This is a genomic window from Pseudomonas sp. NMI542_15, assembly GCF_021283425.1.
Classification (GTDB): domain Bacteria; phylum Pseudomonadota; class Gammaproteobacteria; order Pseudomonadales; family Pseudomonadaceae; genus Aquipseudomonas; species Aquipseudomonas fortuita.
In genome coordinates this window covers 572,251-589,688 of sequence record NZ_JAJSRO010000003.1, presented here as the reverse complement: position 1 = coordinate 589,688, position 17,438 = coordinate 572,251, and the positions used below count along the sequence as shown (strand labels likewise).

The window sequence follows — 17,438 nt, the reverse complement described above, 5'->3', positions numbered from 1 at the left end:
ATACTTAACACGTACGCTTAATTAACTATTAAGGTGTTCAAATATTAGTTTTAAAGTCCTCTCAATCTCTCTGCTGCTCAGATCCGCCCGCCGACCCTCTCAGCACTTCCAGCGCCCCATCAAATCACTTCCTCAAATCCCCCCATCTGCATCATTTTCCAATGAGCGGAGTAGGGCGCCCCGGCAGGAATTCCAGGCAAAAAAAAGCCCGCGAAGGCGGGCTTGATGGTGACCGACAGGGGCCATGGTTGAAGCCCGGCCGGTCATCTATTTGTGAAAGCGTGCAGCTTTTCTGTGAACCTACACCTGATCAGAAGTCCAGGTTCGACACAGACAGCGCGTTGCTTTCGATGAACTCACGACGCGGCTCGACTGCATCACCCATCAAGGTGTTGAAGATCTGGTCAGCAGCGATCGCATCTTCAATCGTGACTTTGAGCATACGGCGAACGGTCGGGTCCATGGTGGTTTCCCACAGCTGGTCCGGGTTCATCTCACCCAGCCCTTTGTATCGCTGGATGGTGTGACGCTTGGTGGTCTCATTCATCAGCCAGTCCAGGCCTTCCTTGAACTCGACGATTGCCTTGCGGCGTTCACCACGTTGTACATAAGCGCCTTCACCCAACAGGCTGGAAAGCTTGGCACCAATGTTGACGACGGTCCGGTAGTCATTGCTGCCGAAGAAGTCACGGTTGAACGTGATATAGCTAGCCAGGCCGTGGGAGGTGATTTCCACTTCCGGCAGCCATACATTGCGCTCTTTATCTTCACGCAGGCTGGCGTTGTATGCCAGGCCAGACTTCTGGCTAGAGTTCAGACGCCCCTGAAGCTTGGCCAGCCAGGCCTGCATCACCGCGTGGTCACCCAACTGCTCCAGAGTCACCTCAGGCAGGTAAACGAAGTGCTCGGTCAGCTCTTCCGGGTACAAACGCGACAGGCGCTTGAGGGTCTTCATGACACTACGGAACTCGTTCACCAGGCTTTCCAGTTGCACACCAGAAACCGCTGGGGCTGACTCGTCCAGGTGCAGGCTTGCGTCTTCCAGGGCCGACTGGGTCATGTATTCTTCCATGGCCTCGTCGTCCTTGATGTACTGCTCCTGCTTACCTTTTTTCACTTTGTACAGTGGCGGCTGGGCAATGTAGATATAGCCGCGCTCGACCAGTTCCGGCAACTGACGGAAGAAGAAGGTCAGCAGCAGAGTACGGATGTGCGAACCGTCAACGTCAGCATCGGTCATGATGATGATGTTGTGATAACGCAGCTTGTCGATGTTGTACTCTTCGCGGCCGATACCGCAGCCAAGCGCAGTGATCAGGGTGCCCACTTCCTGGGACGAGATCATCTTGTCGAAGCGTGCTTTCTCGACGTTGAGGATTTTACCCTTCAGCGGCAAGATCGCCTGGGTGCGACGGTTACGACCTTGCTTGGCCGACCCCCCTGCGGAGTCACCCTCCACCAGGTACAGTTCGGAAAGGGCAGGGTCCTTCTCTTGGCAGTCCGCCAACTTGCCTGGCAGGCCAGCGATATCCAGCGCACCTTTGCGGCGAGTCATCTCACGGGCTTTACGCGCCGCTTCACGCGCACGAGCGGCGTCGATCATCTTGCCAACGACGGCCTTGGCCTCGTTCGGGTTCTCCAGCAGGAAGTCGGAGAAGTATTTGTTCATCTCTTGTTCCACGGCGGTTTTCACCTCCGAGGAGACCAGTTTGTCTTTGGTCTGCGAGCTGAACTTAGGGTCCGGTACCTTTACCGAGATGATTGCGGTCAGGCCTTCACGGGCGTCGTCACCCGTGGTCGCCACCTTGTTCTTCTTGGCCAGGCCTTCCTGTTCGATGTAGCTGTTCAGGCTACGGGTCAGCGAAGAACGGAAGCCCACCAAGTGGGTACCACCGTCGCGCTGTGGAATGTTGTTGGTGAAGCACAGCAGGTTTTCGTTGAAGCTGTCGTTCCACTGGAGAGCCACTTCAACACCCACGCCATCGTCACGCTGAACGTTGAAGTGGAATACCTGGGAGTTGACCGGCGTCTTGTTGGTGTTCAGGTACTCGACGAACGCGCGCAGGCCGCCTTCGTATTTGAAGAACTCCTCCTTACCGCTGCGCTCATCCTTCAGCAAAATACCAACGCCCGAGTTGAGGAATGACAACTCGCGGATACGTTTGGCCAGGATATCCCAGCTGAAGTGGATATTCTTGAACGTTTCAGCCGACGGCTTGAAGTGGATGTGGGTACCGGTGGTTTCGCTTTCACCGACTACCGCCATTGGCGCTTGTGGAACGCCATGAACGTAGGTCTGTTCCCAGATCTTGCCGCTACGGCGAACCGTCAGTACGAGCTTCTCGGACAGGGCGTTTACAACAGAAACACCCACGCCGTGCAGGCCGCCGGATACCTTGTAAGAGTTATCGTCGAACTTACCGCCGGCGTGCAGTACGGTCATGATGACCTCGGCTGCGGAAACGCCTTCTTCTTTGTGCACATCCACCGGAATGCCGCGACCGTTGTCGCGCACGCTGATGGATTCGTCCGGGTGGATGATAACCGTGATGTCATCGCAGTGACCGGCGAGGGCTTCGTCGATCGAGTTGTCGACCACCTCGAAGACCATGTGGTGCAGGCCGCTACCATCATCGGTGTCGCCAATGTACATGCCGGGACGCTTGCGTACGGCATCCAAACCTTTCAGCACTTTGATGCTGGAGGAGTCGTACGTTTGATTTTCGCTCATGCCTTCACTCCCGATGGTCGTGGGTCTGGGTGATACGGCCTTGTTCCACGTGGAACAAAGCAACTGGCGTTTCCGTCTGCCAGCCTTCCCTCAGTAATTCGTGATCTACACAGGTGATGAACACCTGGCAGCGTAATTCTTCTAGCAAGCGACACAGCGCGCGGCGATGCTTGTCGTCCAGCTCGGACGGCAAGTCATCCACGAGATAAATACAGTTACCGCGACGCGCCTGACTGACGAGGTGGCCTTGGGCGATGCGCAACGCGCACACCACAAGCTTTTGTTGACCACGCGACAGGATGTCGGCCGCGTTATTGGCAGCCAGGCGAAGACGCAGATCAGCACGCTGCGGACCGGCCTGGGTATGGCCCATCTGCTGATCGCGAAGGAGAGAGGATGCGAGTACTTCTTGCAGTTCCCGGTCCTTGTCCCAGCCTCGGTAGTAGCTCAGGGTCAACCCGTCCAGCTCGACCAGTTCGCTCAGGGTTCGCTCGAAGACGGGCTTCAAGGCCTTGATGTAGTTGCGACGGTATTCATCTATTTCCGCACTGGCCAGGCACAATTCCCGGTCCCAGGCGGCTTGCGAAGCTGCGTCAAGTGTACCATGACGCAACCATGAGTTCCGCTGCCGCAGCGCCTTCTGCAGCCGTTGCCAGGCTGGCAAAAAGCGAGGTTCCACGTGGAACACCCCCCAATCCAGAAACTGGCGGCGTATTTTCGGCGCACCTTCCAACAGCCGGAAACTGTCTGGGTTGATGAGCTGCAGCGGTAACAGTTCCGCCAGCTGGGCGGCGCTGCGTGCGTTCTGCCCATCGATGCGAATGGTGAATTCTCCCTGCCGCTCTCGGGAAACACCCAGGTTACTGGTGCCACCTTCAGTCAACTGCACTTCACCAAACACGGTACAGGCAGGCTGTTCGTACTGGATGACCGGATTCAGGCGGGTGCTGCGAAATGAGCGCGCCAGCCCAAGCAGGTGCACGGCCTCAAGCACGCTGGTCTTGCCGCTGCCGTTGGCGCCGTAAAGGATATTGATGCGGGGGGAGGGCGAGAGTGTCACCGGGTGCAAGTTGCGCACCGCGGTGACCATGATCCGTCGAAGGGACATTGCGCCTGCTACAGGTTACAGACGCATCGGCATGACAACGTAGGAAGAATCGTCATTGCCAGCTTCCTGCAGCAGCGCACTGCTGTTGGAGTCGGACAGGATCAGACGAACTTGCTCAGTAGTCATCACGCCCAGCACGTCGAGCAGGTAGCTGACGTTAAAGCCGATTTCCAACGAGCTACCTTCGTAGTCCACGCTGATCTCTTCTTCAGCTTCTTCCTGCTCGGGGTTGTTGGCCTGGATCTTCAGTTGGCCAGCAGCCAGTTGCAGGCGAATACCGCGGTACTTTTCGTTGGAAAGAATCGCAGTACGGCTGAAGGCTTCACGCAGCGCCTGGCGGTCGCCCACCACCACCTTGTCGCCACCCTTGGGCAGCACACGCTCGTAGTCCGGGAACTTGCCATCCACCAGCTTGGAGGTGAAGGTGAATTCACCGGTAGTGGCGCGAATATGGTGTTGGCCCAAAACAATGCTGACCATGCCTTCAGGGTCGGTCAGCAGACGCGCCAACTCCAGAATACCTTTGCGTGGCACGATGACCTGATGGCGATCTTCCTGCTCGATCGGCGCGGTCATGGAGCACAGCGCCAAGCGGTGGCCGTCAGTGGAGACTGCGCGCAGGGTGTTACGTGAAACCTCCAGCAGCATGCCGTTGAGGTAATAACGCACATCCTGCTGGGCCATGGCGAAGCTGGTGCGCTCGATCAAACGGCGCAGCTTGCTCTGTTCCAGGTTACAGGTCAGCGAGCCCGGGCCTTCTTCCACAGTCGGGAAGTCATTGGCTGGCAGGGTCGACAGGGTGAAGCGGCTGCGGCCGGCCTTGACCAACAGTTTCTGCTCGTCGACCTTGATATCGATCAGGGCGTCGTTCGGCAGGCTTTTACAAATGTCCATCAGCTTGCGCGCCGGCACAGTGATTTCGCCAGGCTCGGCCGGCTCTTCCAGTTGTACGCGGCCTACCAGTTCGACTTCCAGGTCGGTACCGGTCAACGACAGTTGCTGGCCTTGTACGACCAGCAATACGTTGGACAGGACCGGCAAGGTCTGACGGCGCTCTACGACACCGGCGACCAGTTGCAGGGGTTTCAACAGGGCTTCGCGTTGAATGGTGAAATGCATGGTCTAGTCCCTTGCCTTCAATTAGCTGCGCAGACGGCCATCAGGTCGTCAGCGTCCGCAGCAGGTTCTTGTAGTCCTCGCGGATGTCCGCGTCGGATTCCTTCAATTCGTTGATCTTGCGGCAGGCGTGCAGCACGGTCGTGTGGTCGCGACCACCGAACATGTCGCCGATTTCCGGCAGGCTGTGGTTGGTCAGCTCCTTGGACAGGGCCATGGCCACCTGACGTGGACGCGCGACAGAACGCGAACGACGCTTGGACAACAGATCAGAGATCTTGATCTTGTAGTACTCGGCAACGGTGCGCTGAATGTTATCCACACTGACCAGTTTATCTTGCAGCGCCAGCAGGTCTTTCAGCGACTCACGGATCAGCTCGATGGTGATATCGCGGCCCATGAAGTGCGAGTGGGCAATCACCCGCTTCAGCGCACCTTCCAGCTCACGCACGTTCGAGCGAATGCGCTGGGCAATGAAGAACGCCGCATCATGTGGCAGCTCGACCTTGGCCTGGTCGGCCTTCTTCATCAGGATCGCTACGCGAGTCTCCAGCTCTGGAGGCTCGACAGCCACGGTCAGCCCCCAACCAAAGCGCGATTTCAGGCGCTCTTCCAGGCCTTCGATCTCCTTGGGGTAACGGTCAGAGGTAAGGATTACCTGCTGGCCGCCCTCAAGCAGGGCGTTGAAAGTGTGGAAAAACTCTTCCTGCGAGCGCTCTTTGCGGGCAAAGAACTGAATATCGTCGATCAGCAACGCATCCACCGAACGGTAGAAGCGCTTGAATTCGTTGATGGCGTTGAGCTGCAGCGCCTTGACCATGTCTGCAACGAAGCGCTCCGAGTGCAGGTACACGACCTTGGCGTTCGGATTCTTCCTCAGCAGGTGGTTACCCACAGCATGCATAAGGTGGGTTTTACCCAAGCCAACGCCGCCATAAAGGAACAGCGGGTTATAGCCATGCTTGGGGTTATCAGCCACCTGCCAGGCAGCCGCGCGCGCCAACTGGTTCGACTTACCTTCGACGAAGGTGTCGAAGGTGAAGGTGCGGTTCAGGTAGCTGGTGTGCTTGAGCGCACCTTCCACCTGTACGGTGCGCTGTTCGGTCCGGGCATTGGCGGCTGGCGGCGAAACGGGCTCGGCCATGGCATCGAAGCTGTCACGCGAGGACGGCTCTGCCAGTTCATTGACCAGCACAGGCTCGTTGGCCGTTACCGCAACGGGTTCGACCGCTGCCGCTACCGGCACAGGCTTTTGTACCTGGCTCTGCGAGCGGGTCTGCGCCAGCGAAGCGGCCACCGCGGCGCTGACAGGCGCGTTGGGCGCGGCGCGTGGGGCCGAGCTGCGGCGGCTGCCTATTAATAAGGAAAGGGCAGGCGCAATGCCGCTGCCGTTTTCACCCAATAGCTCGAGCAAGCGGCCCAGGTACTTTTCATTGACCCAATCGAGAACGAAACGGTTAGGCGCATAAACGCGCAACTCGTCGCCTTCGGCTTCGACCTGTAGCGGACGGATCCAGGTGTTGAATTGCTGGGCAGGCAGTTCATCGCGCAGAAGCTCCACGCACTGCTGCCAAAGTTCCACTGACACGGATATCCCCTGAGTTTGAAAGCCGGATGAGGCAAAAGCAAACCGCCATTGTACCGGTCGAGCGTTCAGTTATCCACATGTGGACACGTTAGGAACCATGACAAAACAGCCATTTATCGACCAAAAAGGCTTTGCCTCACTGTGCATAAGCTCTGTGGATAAGCGACCATGAGGGCTATGCACAACCCTGGGCTCAAATCTGTTGATAACTCTGCTGTGGATAAGCGGCATTTTAATCCACAGGTTTCGACCACGATGAAAACAAGCGCAGCACGGGATGAGAACAAGGTTTTGAAACTCTGTACAGCGCGTGATTACTGGCCTACAGGATGTTATCCACAGAAGGTTATCCACCTAAGATTTATAAGTTATTCAGAAAAGCTTTTTATATGTCTCTTCTTTTTTTTCATGTTGTCCCCGATTCGTGTGTCCGATCAACCACCCTCTGGAGGATGACCGAGCAGGCACCGTCCATCACACGCCCTATAGGGAATAGCTGGTTGGAAATTGACCTATGGGCTTGCTTTCTCTAGAATCGCCGGTCTCTTAAAAAGGGGGCCATCCCGGCCCGTCGTCGACAAACCAGGTAACACGCCATGAAACGTACTTTCCAACCAAGCACCATCAAGCGCGCCCGCACCCACGGTTTCCGTGCCCGTATGGCTACCAAGAACGGCCGTGCTGTTCTGTCGCGTCGTCGTGCCAAAGGCCGTAAGCGTCTGGCCATTTGATTTTTCGGCACAGGTGGTGAGTCAGGACTTCAGTCGGGAAAAGCGACTGCTTACACCCCGACACTTCAAAGCGGTCTTCGACTCCCCAACCGGCAAGGTTCCAGGGAAAAACCTGCTGATCCTTGCTCGCGAGAACGGTCTCGATCACCCACGTCTAGGCCTGGTGATTGGCAAGAAGAGCGTCAAGCTCGCCGTTCAACGCAACCGCCTCAAGCGCTTGATGCGCGATTCCTTTCGTCTGAACCAGCAATTGCTTGCCGGGTTGGACATCGTGATCGTCGCGCGCAAGGGATTGGGTGAGGTAGAAAACCCGGAATTGCACCAACACTTTGGCAAACTCTGGAAACGCCTGGCACGTAGCCGGCCGACCCCAGCAGTCACCGCCAATTCCGTAGGGGTAGACAGCCAAGATGCGTAAACTGGCGCTCGTTCCGATCCAGTTTTACCGTTACGCCATTAGTCCTCTGATGGCCAATCACTGTCGTTTTTTCCCCAGTTGCTCCTGTTACGCGTATGAAGCCATCGAAAACCATGGCCTCTGGCGTGGTGGGTGGCTGGCCGTTCGTCGCCTGGGGCGTTGTCATCCGTGGAATGACGGCGGTTTCGACCCCGTTCCCCCCGCTCCTTCCTCCCGAACTTCTTCGATAGCCGAGTAATCATGGATATTAAACGCACGATCCTGATCGCCGCGCTGGCAGTCGTGTCCTACGTCATGGTCCTGAAGTGGAACGATGACTACGGTCAGGCTGCCCTGCCGACTCAGAATACTGCTGCCAGCACTGTTGCTCCGGGTTTGCCTGATGGCGTGCCGGCTGGTAACAACGGCGCCAGCGCCGATGTACCAAGCGCCAACGCCGAATCGAGCCCCGCCGAACTGGCACCGGTTGCACTCAGCAAGGACCTGATCCGAGTCAAGACCGACGTCCTGGAACTGGCTATCGATCCGGTCGGTGGTGACATTGTCCAGTTGAACCTGCCGAAGTACCCGCGCCGTCAAGACCACCCGAACATTCCATTCCAGTTGTTCGACAACGGTGGTGAGCGCGTTTACCTGGCACAAAGCGGCCTGACCGGTGCCAACGGCCCGGATGCCCGCGCCAGCGGCCGTCCGCTGTATGCCGCCGAACAGAAAAGCTACCAGTTGGCCGACGGCCAGGAACAACTGGTGGTCGATCTGAAGTTCAGCGACAACGGTGTCAACTACATCAAGCGCTTCAGCTTCAAGCGCGGTGAGTACGACCTGAACGTCAGCTACCTGATCGACAACCAGAGCGACCAGGCCTGGAGCGGCAACATGTTTGCCCAGCTCAAGCGCGACGCCAGCGGCGATCCGTCCTCGAGCACTGCCACTGGCACTGCCACCTACCTGGGCGCAGCCCTGTGGACAGCTTCCGAGCCTTACAAAAAGGTCTCGATGAAGGACATCGACAAAGGTAGTTTGAAAGAAAATGTGTCCGGCGGCTGGGTTGCCTGGCTGCAGCACTACTTCGTGACCGCCTGGATTCCGGCCAAGTCGGACAACAACGTTGTCCAGACTCGCAAGGACAGCCAGGGCAACTACATCATCGGCTACACCGGCCCAGCCCTCAGCGTCCCTGCTGGTGGCAAGGTCGAAACCAGCGCCATGCTGTACGCCGGCCCGAAGATCCAGTCCAAGCTCAAAGAGTTGTCCCCAGGCCTGGAACTGACCGTCGACTACGGCTTCCTGTGGTTCATCGCCCAGCCGATCTTCTGGCTGCTGCAACATATCCACAGCCTGCTGGGTAACTGGGGCTGGTCGATCATCGTGCTGACCATGCTGATCAAAGGCCTGTTCTTCCCGCTGTCGGCTGCCAGCTACCGCTCTATGGCGCGCATGCGTGCTGTGGCGCCCAAGCTCGCTGCGCTGAAGGAACGCTTCGGTGACGATCGCCAGAAGATGTCCCAGGCGATGATGGAGCTGTACAAGAAAGAGAAGATCAACCCGCTGGGCGGCTGCCTGCCGATCCTGGTACAGATGCCGGTATTCCTGGCCCTCTACTGGGTACTGCTGGAAAGCGTGGAAATGCGCCAGGCCCCATGGATGCTGTGGATTACCGACCTGTCGATCAAGGATCCGTTCTTCATCCTGCCGATCATCATGGGCGCCACCATGTTCATCCAGCAGCGCCTGAACCCGACGCCGCCGGATCCGATGCAGGCCAAGGTGATGAAAATGATGCCGATCATCTTCACCTTCTTCTTCCTGTGGTTCCCGGCTGGTCTGGTGCTGTACTGGGTTGTGAACAACTGCCTGTCGATTTCGCAGCAGTGGTACATCACTCGCCGTATCGAAGCAGCCACCAAAAAAGCTGCTGCTTGACGGGCTAGTACGCTAGCCTGTGAATAAAAAACGCCCCCTAGTGGGGCGTTTTTGCTATCTGTCGTTTTTGTCGTAGAGGCTTTCGAGCATGAACACTGTGCGTGAAACCATCGCCGCCATCGCTACCGCCCAAGGCCGCGGTGGTGTGGGTATTGTCAGGTTGTCCGGCCCTTTGGCTGGCAAGGCCGGGCAGTTGATCACCGGTCGTACGCTGACCCCTCGCCATGCCCATTACGGCCCGTTCCGCGACGATGAAGGGCTGGTGCTTGACGAGGGGATTGCGTTGTTCTTCCCTGGGCCGAACTCGTTCACCGGCGAAGATGTGCTTGAACTGCAGGGCCACGGTGGCCCGGTGGTCCTGGACATGCTGCTGCAGCGCTGTGTACAAGTTGGCTGTCGCCTGGCCCGCCCAGGTGAATTCAGCGAACGCGCGTTCCTCAACGACAAGCTCGACCTGGCCCAGGCCGAAGCCATTGCCGACCTGATCGAGGCCAGCTCCAGTCAGGCGGCACGCAACGCCCTGCGCTCACTGCAAGGGGAATTCTCCAAGCGTGTGCACAGCCTGACCGAGGCGCTGATCGCCCTGCGCATCTACGTCGAGGCAGCAATCGACTTCCCCGAAGAGGAGATCGACTTCCTCGCCGATGGCCACGTCCTGTCGATGCTCGATGCAGTGCGCGGCGAGTTATCCACCGTGCAACGTGAGGCCGGGCAGGGTGCCTTGCTGCGTGACGGCATGACCGTGGTGATCGCCGGGCGACCGAATGCCGGCAAGTCGAGCCTGCTGAACCAGCTGGCTGGCCGCGAAGCGGCCATTGTCACCGATATCGCCGGCACCACCCGGGACATCCTGCGCGAACATATCCACATCGACGGCATGCCGCTGCACGTGGTCGATACTGCCGGGTTGCGTGACACCGACGATCATGTGGAAAAGATCGGCGTAGAACGCGCCCTGAAGGCCATTGGCGAGGCTGATCGTGTGTTGCTGGTGGTCGACTCCACTGCGCCCGAGGCCAGCGACCCGTTCGCCTTGTGGCCCGAGTTTCTCGCTCAGCGGCCGGACCCGGCCAAGGTCACGCTGATTCGCAACAAAGCCGACCTGAGTGGTGAGCGGGTAGCGCTGGAACAGTGCGAGGATGGCCATGTGACCATTACTCTCAGCGCCAAGGGCGACGACACAGGGTTGCAACTGCTACGTGACCATCTGAAGGCCTGCATGGGTTACGAACAGACCTCAGAGAGCGGTTTCAGCGCCCGCAGGCGCCATTTGGATGCTTTGCGCCAGGCCAGCGAGCACCTGGAGCATGGCCGTGCTCAGCTGACATTGGCGGGCGCAGGGGAGCTTCTGGCTGAGGATTTGCGCCAGGCACAGCATGCGCTGGGGGAAATCACAGGAGCATTCAGCTCGGATGACCTGCTGGGGCGGATTTTCTCCAGCTTCTGCATCGGCAAGTAATCCACAGCCCGGCAAGACCAAGCGCCGCTCCTTCGGGAGCGGCTTTTTTTTGCCTGAAATTCGTTGCAGGAGATGACCTCGGCCAGACGAACGAAGCACTTGTGGGGAGCGCGCATGCCCGTGAAGAGGCCATTACAAGCCTGAACCTCTGTGGATATAACCACCCTTTAGCGGGCTTGCCCGCTCCACCTGGACCCTCTCTGGTCGCTGGCTCGACAAAATTTTCCTGCTCAGCCTGAAATGTGTACTCAGGAGCCCTGTGGAAAACTCCCCTTCAGCTCAGTTGATAAACAGGCTTTTTTTCTGAGGACAAACCCGCCTGTGGGTAAAAGGCCATTTAATCCACAGGCTAAATGACGTTATCCATAGCCCTCATGGCACTCCAGACACAGGGTTTAATTTCTCTCTACACAGCGATATTCAAGGGATACAAAGCTTTATCCACAGATATCGTTGTGCATAAGAATAAACATAAAAACAAAGCTTTTATAAATTTCTTCTTGTTGATTTCTGTTGTCTGCCACTCATCCACAGACTGGTCAAAATTTGCTCAGACGGTTTCTTTAAAGGGGGTGAAGTCCCTATACTTGTCGGCTTACCTTCTCTATTCGCAAAAACAGGCACGAGGTGCGTGGTGGATTTCCCTTCCCGTTTTGAAGTGATCGTCATCGGCGGCGGCCATGCCGGTACCGAGGCTGCGCTTGCGTCCGCACGCATGGGTGTGAAAACCCTGCTGCTGACCCATAACGTGGAAACCCTCGGTCACATGAGCTGCAACCCCGCCATCGGCGGTATTGGCAAAAGCCATTTGGTCAAAGAGATCGATGCCCTTGGCGGCGCCATGGCAATGGCTACCGACAAGAGCGGCATCCAGTTCCGCGTTCTGAACAACCGCAAGGGCCCGGCGGTACGTGCCACCCGTGCACAGGCCGACCGCGCCATTTACAAGGCGGTCGTGCGTGAAATCCTGGAAAATCAGCCGAACCTGTGGATATTCCAGCAGTCCTGCGACGACCTGATCGTCGAGCAGGATCAGGTCAAGGGCGTGGTTACCCAGATGGGTTTGCGTTTCTTCGCAGAATCCGTAGTACTGACCACCGGCACCTTCCTGGGCGGGCTTATCCACATTGGCCTGCAAAACCATTCCGGTGGTCGCGCCGGTGATCCGCCTTCGATCGCCCTGGCTCACCGCATGCGTGAACTGCCGCTGCGCGTCGGCCGCTTGAAAACCGGGACGCCGCCACGCATCGATGGCCGCTCGGTGGACTTCTCGGTGATGACCGAACAGCCAGGTGATACGCCGATCCCGGTCATGTCGTTCATGGGCAATGCCCAGATGCACCCACGGCAGGTGAGCTGCTGGATTACCCACACCAATGCGCGTACCCACGAGATCATCGCCTCGAACCTTGACCGCTCGCCGATGTACTCGGGCGTGATCGAAGGCGTCGGCCCGCGCTATTGCCCATCGATCGAAGACAAGATCCACCGCTTCGCCGACAAGGAAAGCCATCAGGTGTTCATCGAGCCGGAAGGCCTGAACACCCATGAGTTGTACCCCAACGGTATTTCCACTTCGCTGCCGTTCGACGTGCAGCTGGAGCTGGTGCGTTCGATCCGCGGCATGGAAAATGCCCACATCGTCCGCCCGGGTTACGCAATCGAGTACGACTACTTCGACCCGCGTGACCTCAAGTACAGCCTCGAGACCAAAGTCATCGCCGGCCTGTTCTTCGCCGGGCAGATCAACGGCACCACCGGTTACGAAGAAGCCGGTGCCCAGGGCCTGCTGGCCGGGACCAACGCCGCATTGCGCGCACAGGGCCGCGACAGCTGGTGCCCGCGCCGCGACGAGGCGTACATCGGTGTGCTGGTCGACGACCTGATCACCCTGGGTACCCAGGAGCCGTACCGCATGTTCACTTCGCGCGCCGAGTACCGCCTGATCCTGCGCGAAGACAACGCCGACCTGCGTCTGACCGAGAAAGGCCGTGAACTGGGCCTGATCGACGACCAGCGCTGGGCCGCTTTCTGCGCCAAGCGTGACGGCATCGAGCGTGAGGAACAGCGCCTGAAGTCGACCTGGGTTCGGCCGAACACCGACCAAGGCCAGGCCATTGTGGATAAGTTCGGCACGCCACTCAGCCACGAGTACAGCCTGCTCAACCTGCTGGCGCGCCCGGAGATCGACTACGCGGGGCTGATCGAGGCGACCGGCGGTGAAGCGATCGATCCACAGGTCGCCGAGCAGGTCGAGATCCGCACCAAGTACGCGGGCTACATCGACCGCCAGCAGGATGAAATCGCTCGCTTGCGCGCCAGTGAAGACACCCGTCTGCCTGTGGATATCGACTATTCGACGATTTCTGGCTTGTCCAAAGAGATCCAGGGCAAGCTTGGCCAGACCCGCCCGGAAACCCTGGGCCAGGCTTCGCGCATTCCCGGCGTGACCCCGGCGGCGATTTCCCTGTTGCTGATTTACTTGAAAAAACGCGGCGCTGGCCGCGAATTGGAGCAAAGCGCTTGAGTTCCCTGGTCACCCCGCAACACGCTGAAGAGTTGTCCACAGGTGCGCGCCAGCTTGGTGTAGAGCTGAGCGCAGAGCATCACGAGAAATTGCTCGGCTACCTGGCCCTGTTGATCAAATGGAACAAAGCCTACAACCTCACTGCTGTGCGCGACCCGGACGAGATGGTGTCGCGCCATCTGCTCGACAGCCTGAGCGTCATGCCGTTTATCCACAGCGAGTGTCAAAACTGGCTGGATGTCGGCAGCGGCGGTGGCATGCCGGGTATCCCGTTGGCTATCCTGCATCCGCACAAGCGCGTGACGGTGTTGGACGCCAACGGCAAGAAGACCCGCTTCCTCACCCAGGTGAAAATGGAACTCAAACTGGACAACCTCACGGTTATCCACAGCAGGGTCGAAGCCTTTCAGCCGGCTCAGCCGTTCGACGGAATCATCTCCCGCGCCTTCAGCAGCATGGAGAACTTCACCAACTGGACCCGCCATCTGGGCGACACCGGGACGCAATGGCTTGCAATGAAGGGGCTGCATCCTGCCGATGAACTGGTAGCATTGCCCGCAGACTTCACAGTGGAAAGCGAACAGGCCCTGACCGTTCCGGGTTGCCAGGGCCAGCGCCATCTGCTGATACTGCGCCGCAAGGCATGACTGGGAACACGCGCATCAATGGCTAAGGTATTCGCAATCGCGAACCAGAAAGGTGGTGTAGGCAAGACCACCACCTGTATCAATCTCGCCGCCTCGCTGGCCGCGACCAAGCGTCGTGTCCTGCTGATCGACCTCGATCCGCAGGGCAACGCCACCATGGGCAGCGGCGTGGACAAGCACGAGCTCGAGCACTCGGTCTACGACCTGCTGATCGGGGAGTGCGACCTGGCTCAGGCCATGCATTACTCCGAGCACGGCGGGTTCCAGTTGCTGCCGGCCAACCGCGACCTGACCGCCGCCGAGGTGGTGCTGCTGGAAATGCAGGTCAAGGAAAGCCGTCTGCGTAACGCCCTGGCGCCAATCCGCGAGAACTACGACTTCATCCTCATCGACTGCCCGCCGTCGCTGTCGATGCTCACGTTAAACGCCCTGGTCGCTTCCGATGGCGTGATCATCCCCATGCAGTGCGAGTACTACGCACTGGAAGGTCTTAGCGACCTTGTGGATAACATCAAGCGCATCGCCGCCCGGTTGAATCCGGAGCTGAAGATCGAGGGCCTGTTGCGGACCATGTACGATCCTCGCCTGAGCCTGAACAACGATGTTTCGGCGCAGCTGAAAGAACACTTTGGCCCGCAGCTGTACGACACGGTCATTCCGCGCAACATTCGCCTGGCCGAGGCCCCCAGCTTTGGCATGCCGGCCCTGGCTTACGACAAGCAATCGCGCGGCGCGCTGGCTTACCTGGCCCTGGCGGGGGAACTGGTTCGCCGTCAACGCCGTCAATCACGCACTGCACAGACAACTTAAGGAATCCGTATGGCCGTCAAGAAACGGGGTCTCGGACGTGGGTTGGATGCACTGCTCAGTGGTCCTTCCGTCAGCGCGCTCGAAGAGCAGGCTGTGAAGATCGACCAGAAAGAACTGCAACACCTGCCGGTCGAGCTGATTCAGCGTGGCAAGTACCAGCCACGTCGGGACATGGATCCGCAGGCGCTGGAAGAACTCGCGCACTCGATTCGCAGCCATGGCGTGATGCAACCGATCGTGGTCCGCCCGATTGGCGACAACCGCTATGAGATCATCGCCGGTGAGCGCCGCTGGCGCGCTACCCAGCAGGCTGGCCTGGACACGATTCCGGCCATGGTCCGCGAAGTGCCCGATGAAGCCGCCATTGCCATGGCGCTGATCGAGAACATCCAGCGCGAAGACCTCAACCCGTTGGAAGAGGCCATGGCCCTGCAGCGTCTGCAGCAGGAATTCGAACTTACCCAGCAACAGGTGGCTGATGCCGTTGGCAAGTCGCGGGTAACCGTGGCCAACCTGCTGCGCCTGATCACCTTGCCTGAGGCGATCAAGACCATGCTCGCCCACGGCGACCTGGAGATGGGGCACGCACGCGCATTGCTCGGCCTGGACGAGAATCGTCAGGAGGAGGGGGCGCGTCATGTTGTCGCACGTGGCCTCACTGTGCGCCAAACCGAGGCACTGGTTCGTCAGTGGCTCAGTGACAAGCCTGATCCGGTCGAACCGAGCAAACCTGATCCGGATATCGCACGCCTTGAACAGCGGCTCGCAGAGCGCCTGGGCTCGGCCGTTCAGATCCGTCATGGCAACAAGGGCAAGGGGCAGTTGGTTATTCGTTACAACTCGCTTGACGAGTTGCAAGGCGTGCTTGCTCACATCCGCTGAAACAATTCCTGTTGTAGCGCGCAGTCGGAAATCACTACGAAGAGTTGAATAGGGGTTAATCCACCCCTATACTCTGCGCGCATTTTGTCGGCACAAATTATGCCAAGTCATAGCTGACTTGTTGGTCGACTTCCGAGGAGCAGTTGTGATGGAAATCCGCACGCCAAACCGCCTGCCTTTCCATCGCTGGGCGGTTTTTCCGGTACTGCTGGCTCAATTCGTCGTACTGCTGCTGGCAACCCTGGTGTTGTGGCAGTGGAAAGGGGCGGTCAGTGGATATTCAGGCCTTTGCGGAGGTTTGATTGCGTGGCTGCCCAATGTGTATTTCGCCTGGAAGGCTTTTCGCTTCAGCGGAGCTCGGGCAGCACAAGCCATCGTCAAGTCGTTTTACGCTGGCGAGGCAGGCAAGATGATTTTGACGGCAGTGCTTTTTGCACTGACCTTCGCAGGAGTGAAGCCACTGGCGCCGTTAGCAGTATTCGGCGTCTTCGTGTTGACCCTTTTGGTCAGCTGGTTCGCGCCCCTGCTGATGAATAAAAGACTTTCGAGACCTTAGGGCGTTTGAGGCAACCATGGCAGCAGAAACCGCTTCGGGCTATATCCAGCACCACTTGCAGAACCTGACCTACGGTCAACTACCAGACGGCAGCTGGGGCTTTGCCCATTCGGCTGCAGAAGCCAAGGCAATGGGCTTCTGGGCGTTCCACCTGGACACCCTGGGTTGGTCCGTCGCGCTGGGTCTGATCTTCCTGTTCATTTTCCGCATGGCGGCAAAGAAGGCGACTTCCGGCCAGCCTGGCGGTCTGCAGAACTTCGTGGAAGTGATGGTCGATTTCGTCAACGGCAGCGTGAAGGACTCCTTCCACGGCCGTAGCCCGGTAATCGCACCGCTGGCGCTGACCATCTTCGTCTGGGTATTCCTGATGAACGCCGTCGACCTGGTACCGGTCGACTGGATTCCTCAGCTGGCCATCCTGATCTCCGGTGATCCGCACATTCCGTTCCGCGCCGTGTCGACCACCGACCCGAACGCGACCCTGGCCATGGCCTTCAGCGTGTTTGCCCTGATCATCTTCTACAGCATCAAGGTCAAGGGCCTGGGCGGCTTCATCGGTGAGCTGACCCTGCACCCGTTCGGCAGCAAGAACATCTTCGTGCAGATCCTGCTGATTCCGGTCAACTTCCTGCTGGAATTCGTCACCCTGATCGCCAAGCCGATCTCGCTGGCACTGCGTCTGTTCGGCAACATGTATGCCGGCGAACTGGTGTTCATCCTGATCGCTGTGATGTTCGGCTCCGGCCTGCTGTGGCTCAGCGGCCTGGGTGTGGTGCTGCAATGGGCGTGGGCTGTGTTCCACATCCTGATCATTACCCTGCAAGCTTTCATCTTCATGATGCTGACCATCGTCTACCTGTCGATGGCGCACGAAGATAACCATTAAGACCGCCTGGCGTGTCTGATAGCCTTCCCCGCCCGTTCGGGGGGAGGGCTTAAAAA

General features: G+C 58.5%; 15 protein-coding genes. 11 read left to right on the top strand and 4 right to left on the bottom strand.

Annotated elements, in window-relative coordinates; translation table 11 throughout:
- Positions 1-310 precede the first annotated feature (310 nt).
- The 4 genes from gyrB to dnaA are packed head-to-tail and all read right to left on the bottom strand — an operon-like array spanning position 311 to position 6,543.
- Positions 311-2,731 (bottom strand): DNA topoisomerase (ATP-hydrolyzing) subunit B, encoded by a 2,421-nt coding sequence (gene gyrB / locus LU684_RS08700; RefSeq protein WP_016489923.1) that lies wholly within the window; start codon positions 2,729-2,731, stop codon positions 311-313.
- Between the two features lie 4 nt (positions 2,732-2,735).
- Positions 2,736-3,839: a DNA replication/repair protein RecF gene (recF, locus tag LU684_RS08695; protein WP_016489922.1), complete on the bottom strand. Its 1,104-nt coding sequence runs from the start codon at positions 3,837-3,839 to the stop codon at positions 2,736-2,738.
- A gap of 15 nt (positions 3,840-3,854) precedes the next feature.
- Positions 3,855-4,958, bottom strand: coding sequence for a DNA polymerase III subunit beta (gene dnaN, locus LU684_RS08690; protein ID WP_016489921.1), 1,104 nt, complete (start codon positions 4,956-4,958; stop codon positions 3,855-3,857).
- A gap of 40 nt (positions 4,959-4,998) precedes the next feature.
- Positions 4,999-6,543 (bottom strand): chromosomal replication initiator protein DnaA, encoded by a 1,545-nt coding sequence (dnaA, locus tag LU684_RS08685; RefSeq protein WP_016489920.1) that lies wholly within the window; start codon positions 6,541-6,543, stop codon positions 4,999-5,001.
- Positions 6,544-7,139: 596 nt separating this feature from the next.
- On the opposite strand from dnaA, the gene rpmH reads away from it, so the two are divergent.
- The 11 genes from rpmH (at position 7,140) to atpB (ending at position 17,382) form a co-directional block, all read left to right on the top strand.
- Positions 7,140-7,274 carry a 50S ribosomal protein L34 gene (rpmH, locus tag LU684_RS08680; RefSeq protein WP_003253163.1) on the top strand — a complete coding sequence of 45 codons (135 nt, stop codon included), beginning with the start codon at positions 7,140-7,142 and terminating at the stop codon, positions 7,272-7,274.
- Between the two features lie 13 nt (positions 7,275-7,287).
- Positions 7,288-7,692, top strand: a complete 405-nt coding sequence (gene rnpA, locus LU684_RS08675) for a ribonuclease P protein component (RefSeq protein ID WP_016489919.1) — start codon at positions 7,288-7,290, stop codon at positions 7,690-7,692.
- Positions 7,685-7,930, top strand: coding sequence for a membrane protein insertion efficiency factor YidD (gene yidD / locus LU684_RS08670; RefSeq protein ID WP_015268406.1), 246 nt, complete (start codon positions 7,685-7,687; stop codon positions 7,928-7,930). Before rnpA ends, yidD begins: the two co-directional genes overlap by 8 nt.
- A gap of 2 nt (positions 7,931-7,932) precedes the next feature.
- The gene (yidC, locus tag LU684_RS08665) at positions 7,933-9,615 is read left to right on the top strand and encodes a membrane protein insertase YidC (RefSeq protein ID WP_016502301.1); all 1,683 of its coding nucleotides are present in this window, start codon (positions 7,933-7,935) and stop codon (positions 9,613-9,615) included.
- An 88-nt stretch (positions 9,616-9,703) separates the two neighbouring features.
- Positions 9,704-11,074, top strand: coding sequence for a tRNA uridine-5-carboxymethylaminomethyl(34) synthesis GTPase MnmE (gene mnmE, locus LU684_RS08660; protein ID WP_016489917.1), 1,371 nt, complete (start codon positions 9,704-9,706; stop codon positions 11,072-11,074).
- 634 nt (positions 11,075-11,708) lie between these two features.
- A complete protein-coding gene (mnmG, locus tag LU684_RS08655) occupies positions 11,709-13,601 on the top strand; it encodes a tRNA uridine-5-carboxymethylaminomethyl(34) synthesis enzyme MnmG (RefSeq protein WP_070086853.1) in 1,893 nt (630 codons plus the stop codon).
- Positions 13,598-14,248 carry a 16S rRNA (guanine(527)-N(7))-methyltransferase RsmG gene (gene rsmG, locus LU684_RS08650; protein WP_016489915.1) on the top strand — a complete coding sequence of 217 codons (651 nt, stop codon included), beginning with the start codon at positions 13,598-13,600 and terminating at the stop codon, positions 14,246-14,248. The genes mnmG and rsmG overlap by 4 nt, the downstream gene beginning before the upstream one ends.
- 18 nt (positions 14,249-14,266) lie before the next feature.
- Positions 14,267-15,058, top strand: a complete 792-nt coding sequence (locus LU684_RS08645; protein ID WP_016489914.1) for a ParA family protein — start codon at positions 14,267-14,269, stop codon at positions 15,056-15,058.
- A 9-nt stretch (positions 15,059-15,067) separates the two neighbouring features.
- Complete coding sequence (locus LU684_RS08640; protein ID WP_016489913.1) at positions 15,068-15,940, top strand: ParB/RepB/Spo0J family partition protein; 873 nt, start codon at positions 15,068-15,070, stop codon at positions 15,938-15,940.
- A gap of 148 nt (positions 15,941-16,088) precedes the next feature.
- Complete coding sequence (locus tag LU684_RS08635; RefSeq protein ID WP_008092225.1) at positions 16,089-16,496, top strand: F0F1 ATP synthase subunit I; 408 nt, start codon at positions 16,089-16,091, stop codon at positions 16,494-16,496.
- 16 nt (positions 16,497-16,512) lie between these two features.
- Entirely contained in the window at positions 16,513-17,382 is an 870-nt protein-coding gene (atpB, locus tag LU684_RS08630) for a F0F1 ATP synthase subunit A (protein WP_016489912.1), read from the top strand.
- Positions 17,383-17,438 lie beyond the last annotated feature (56 nt).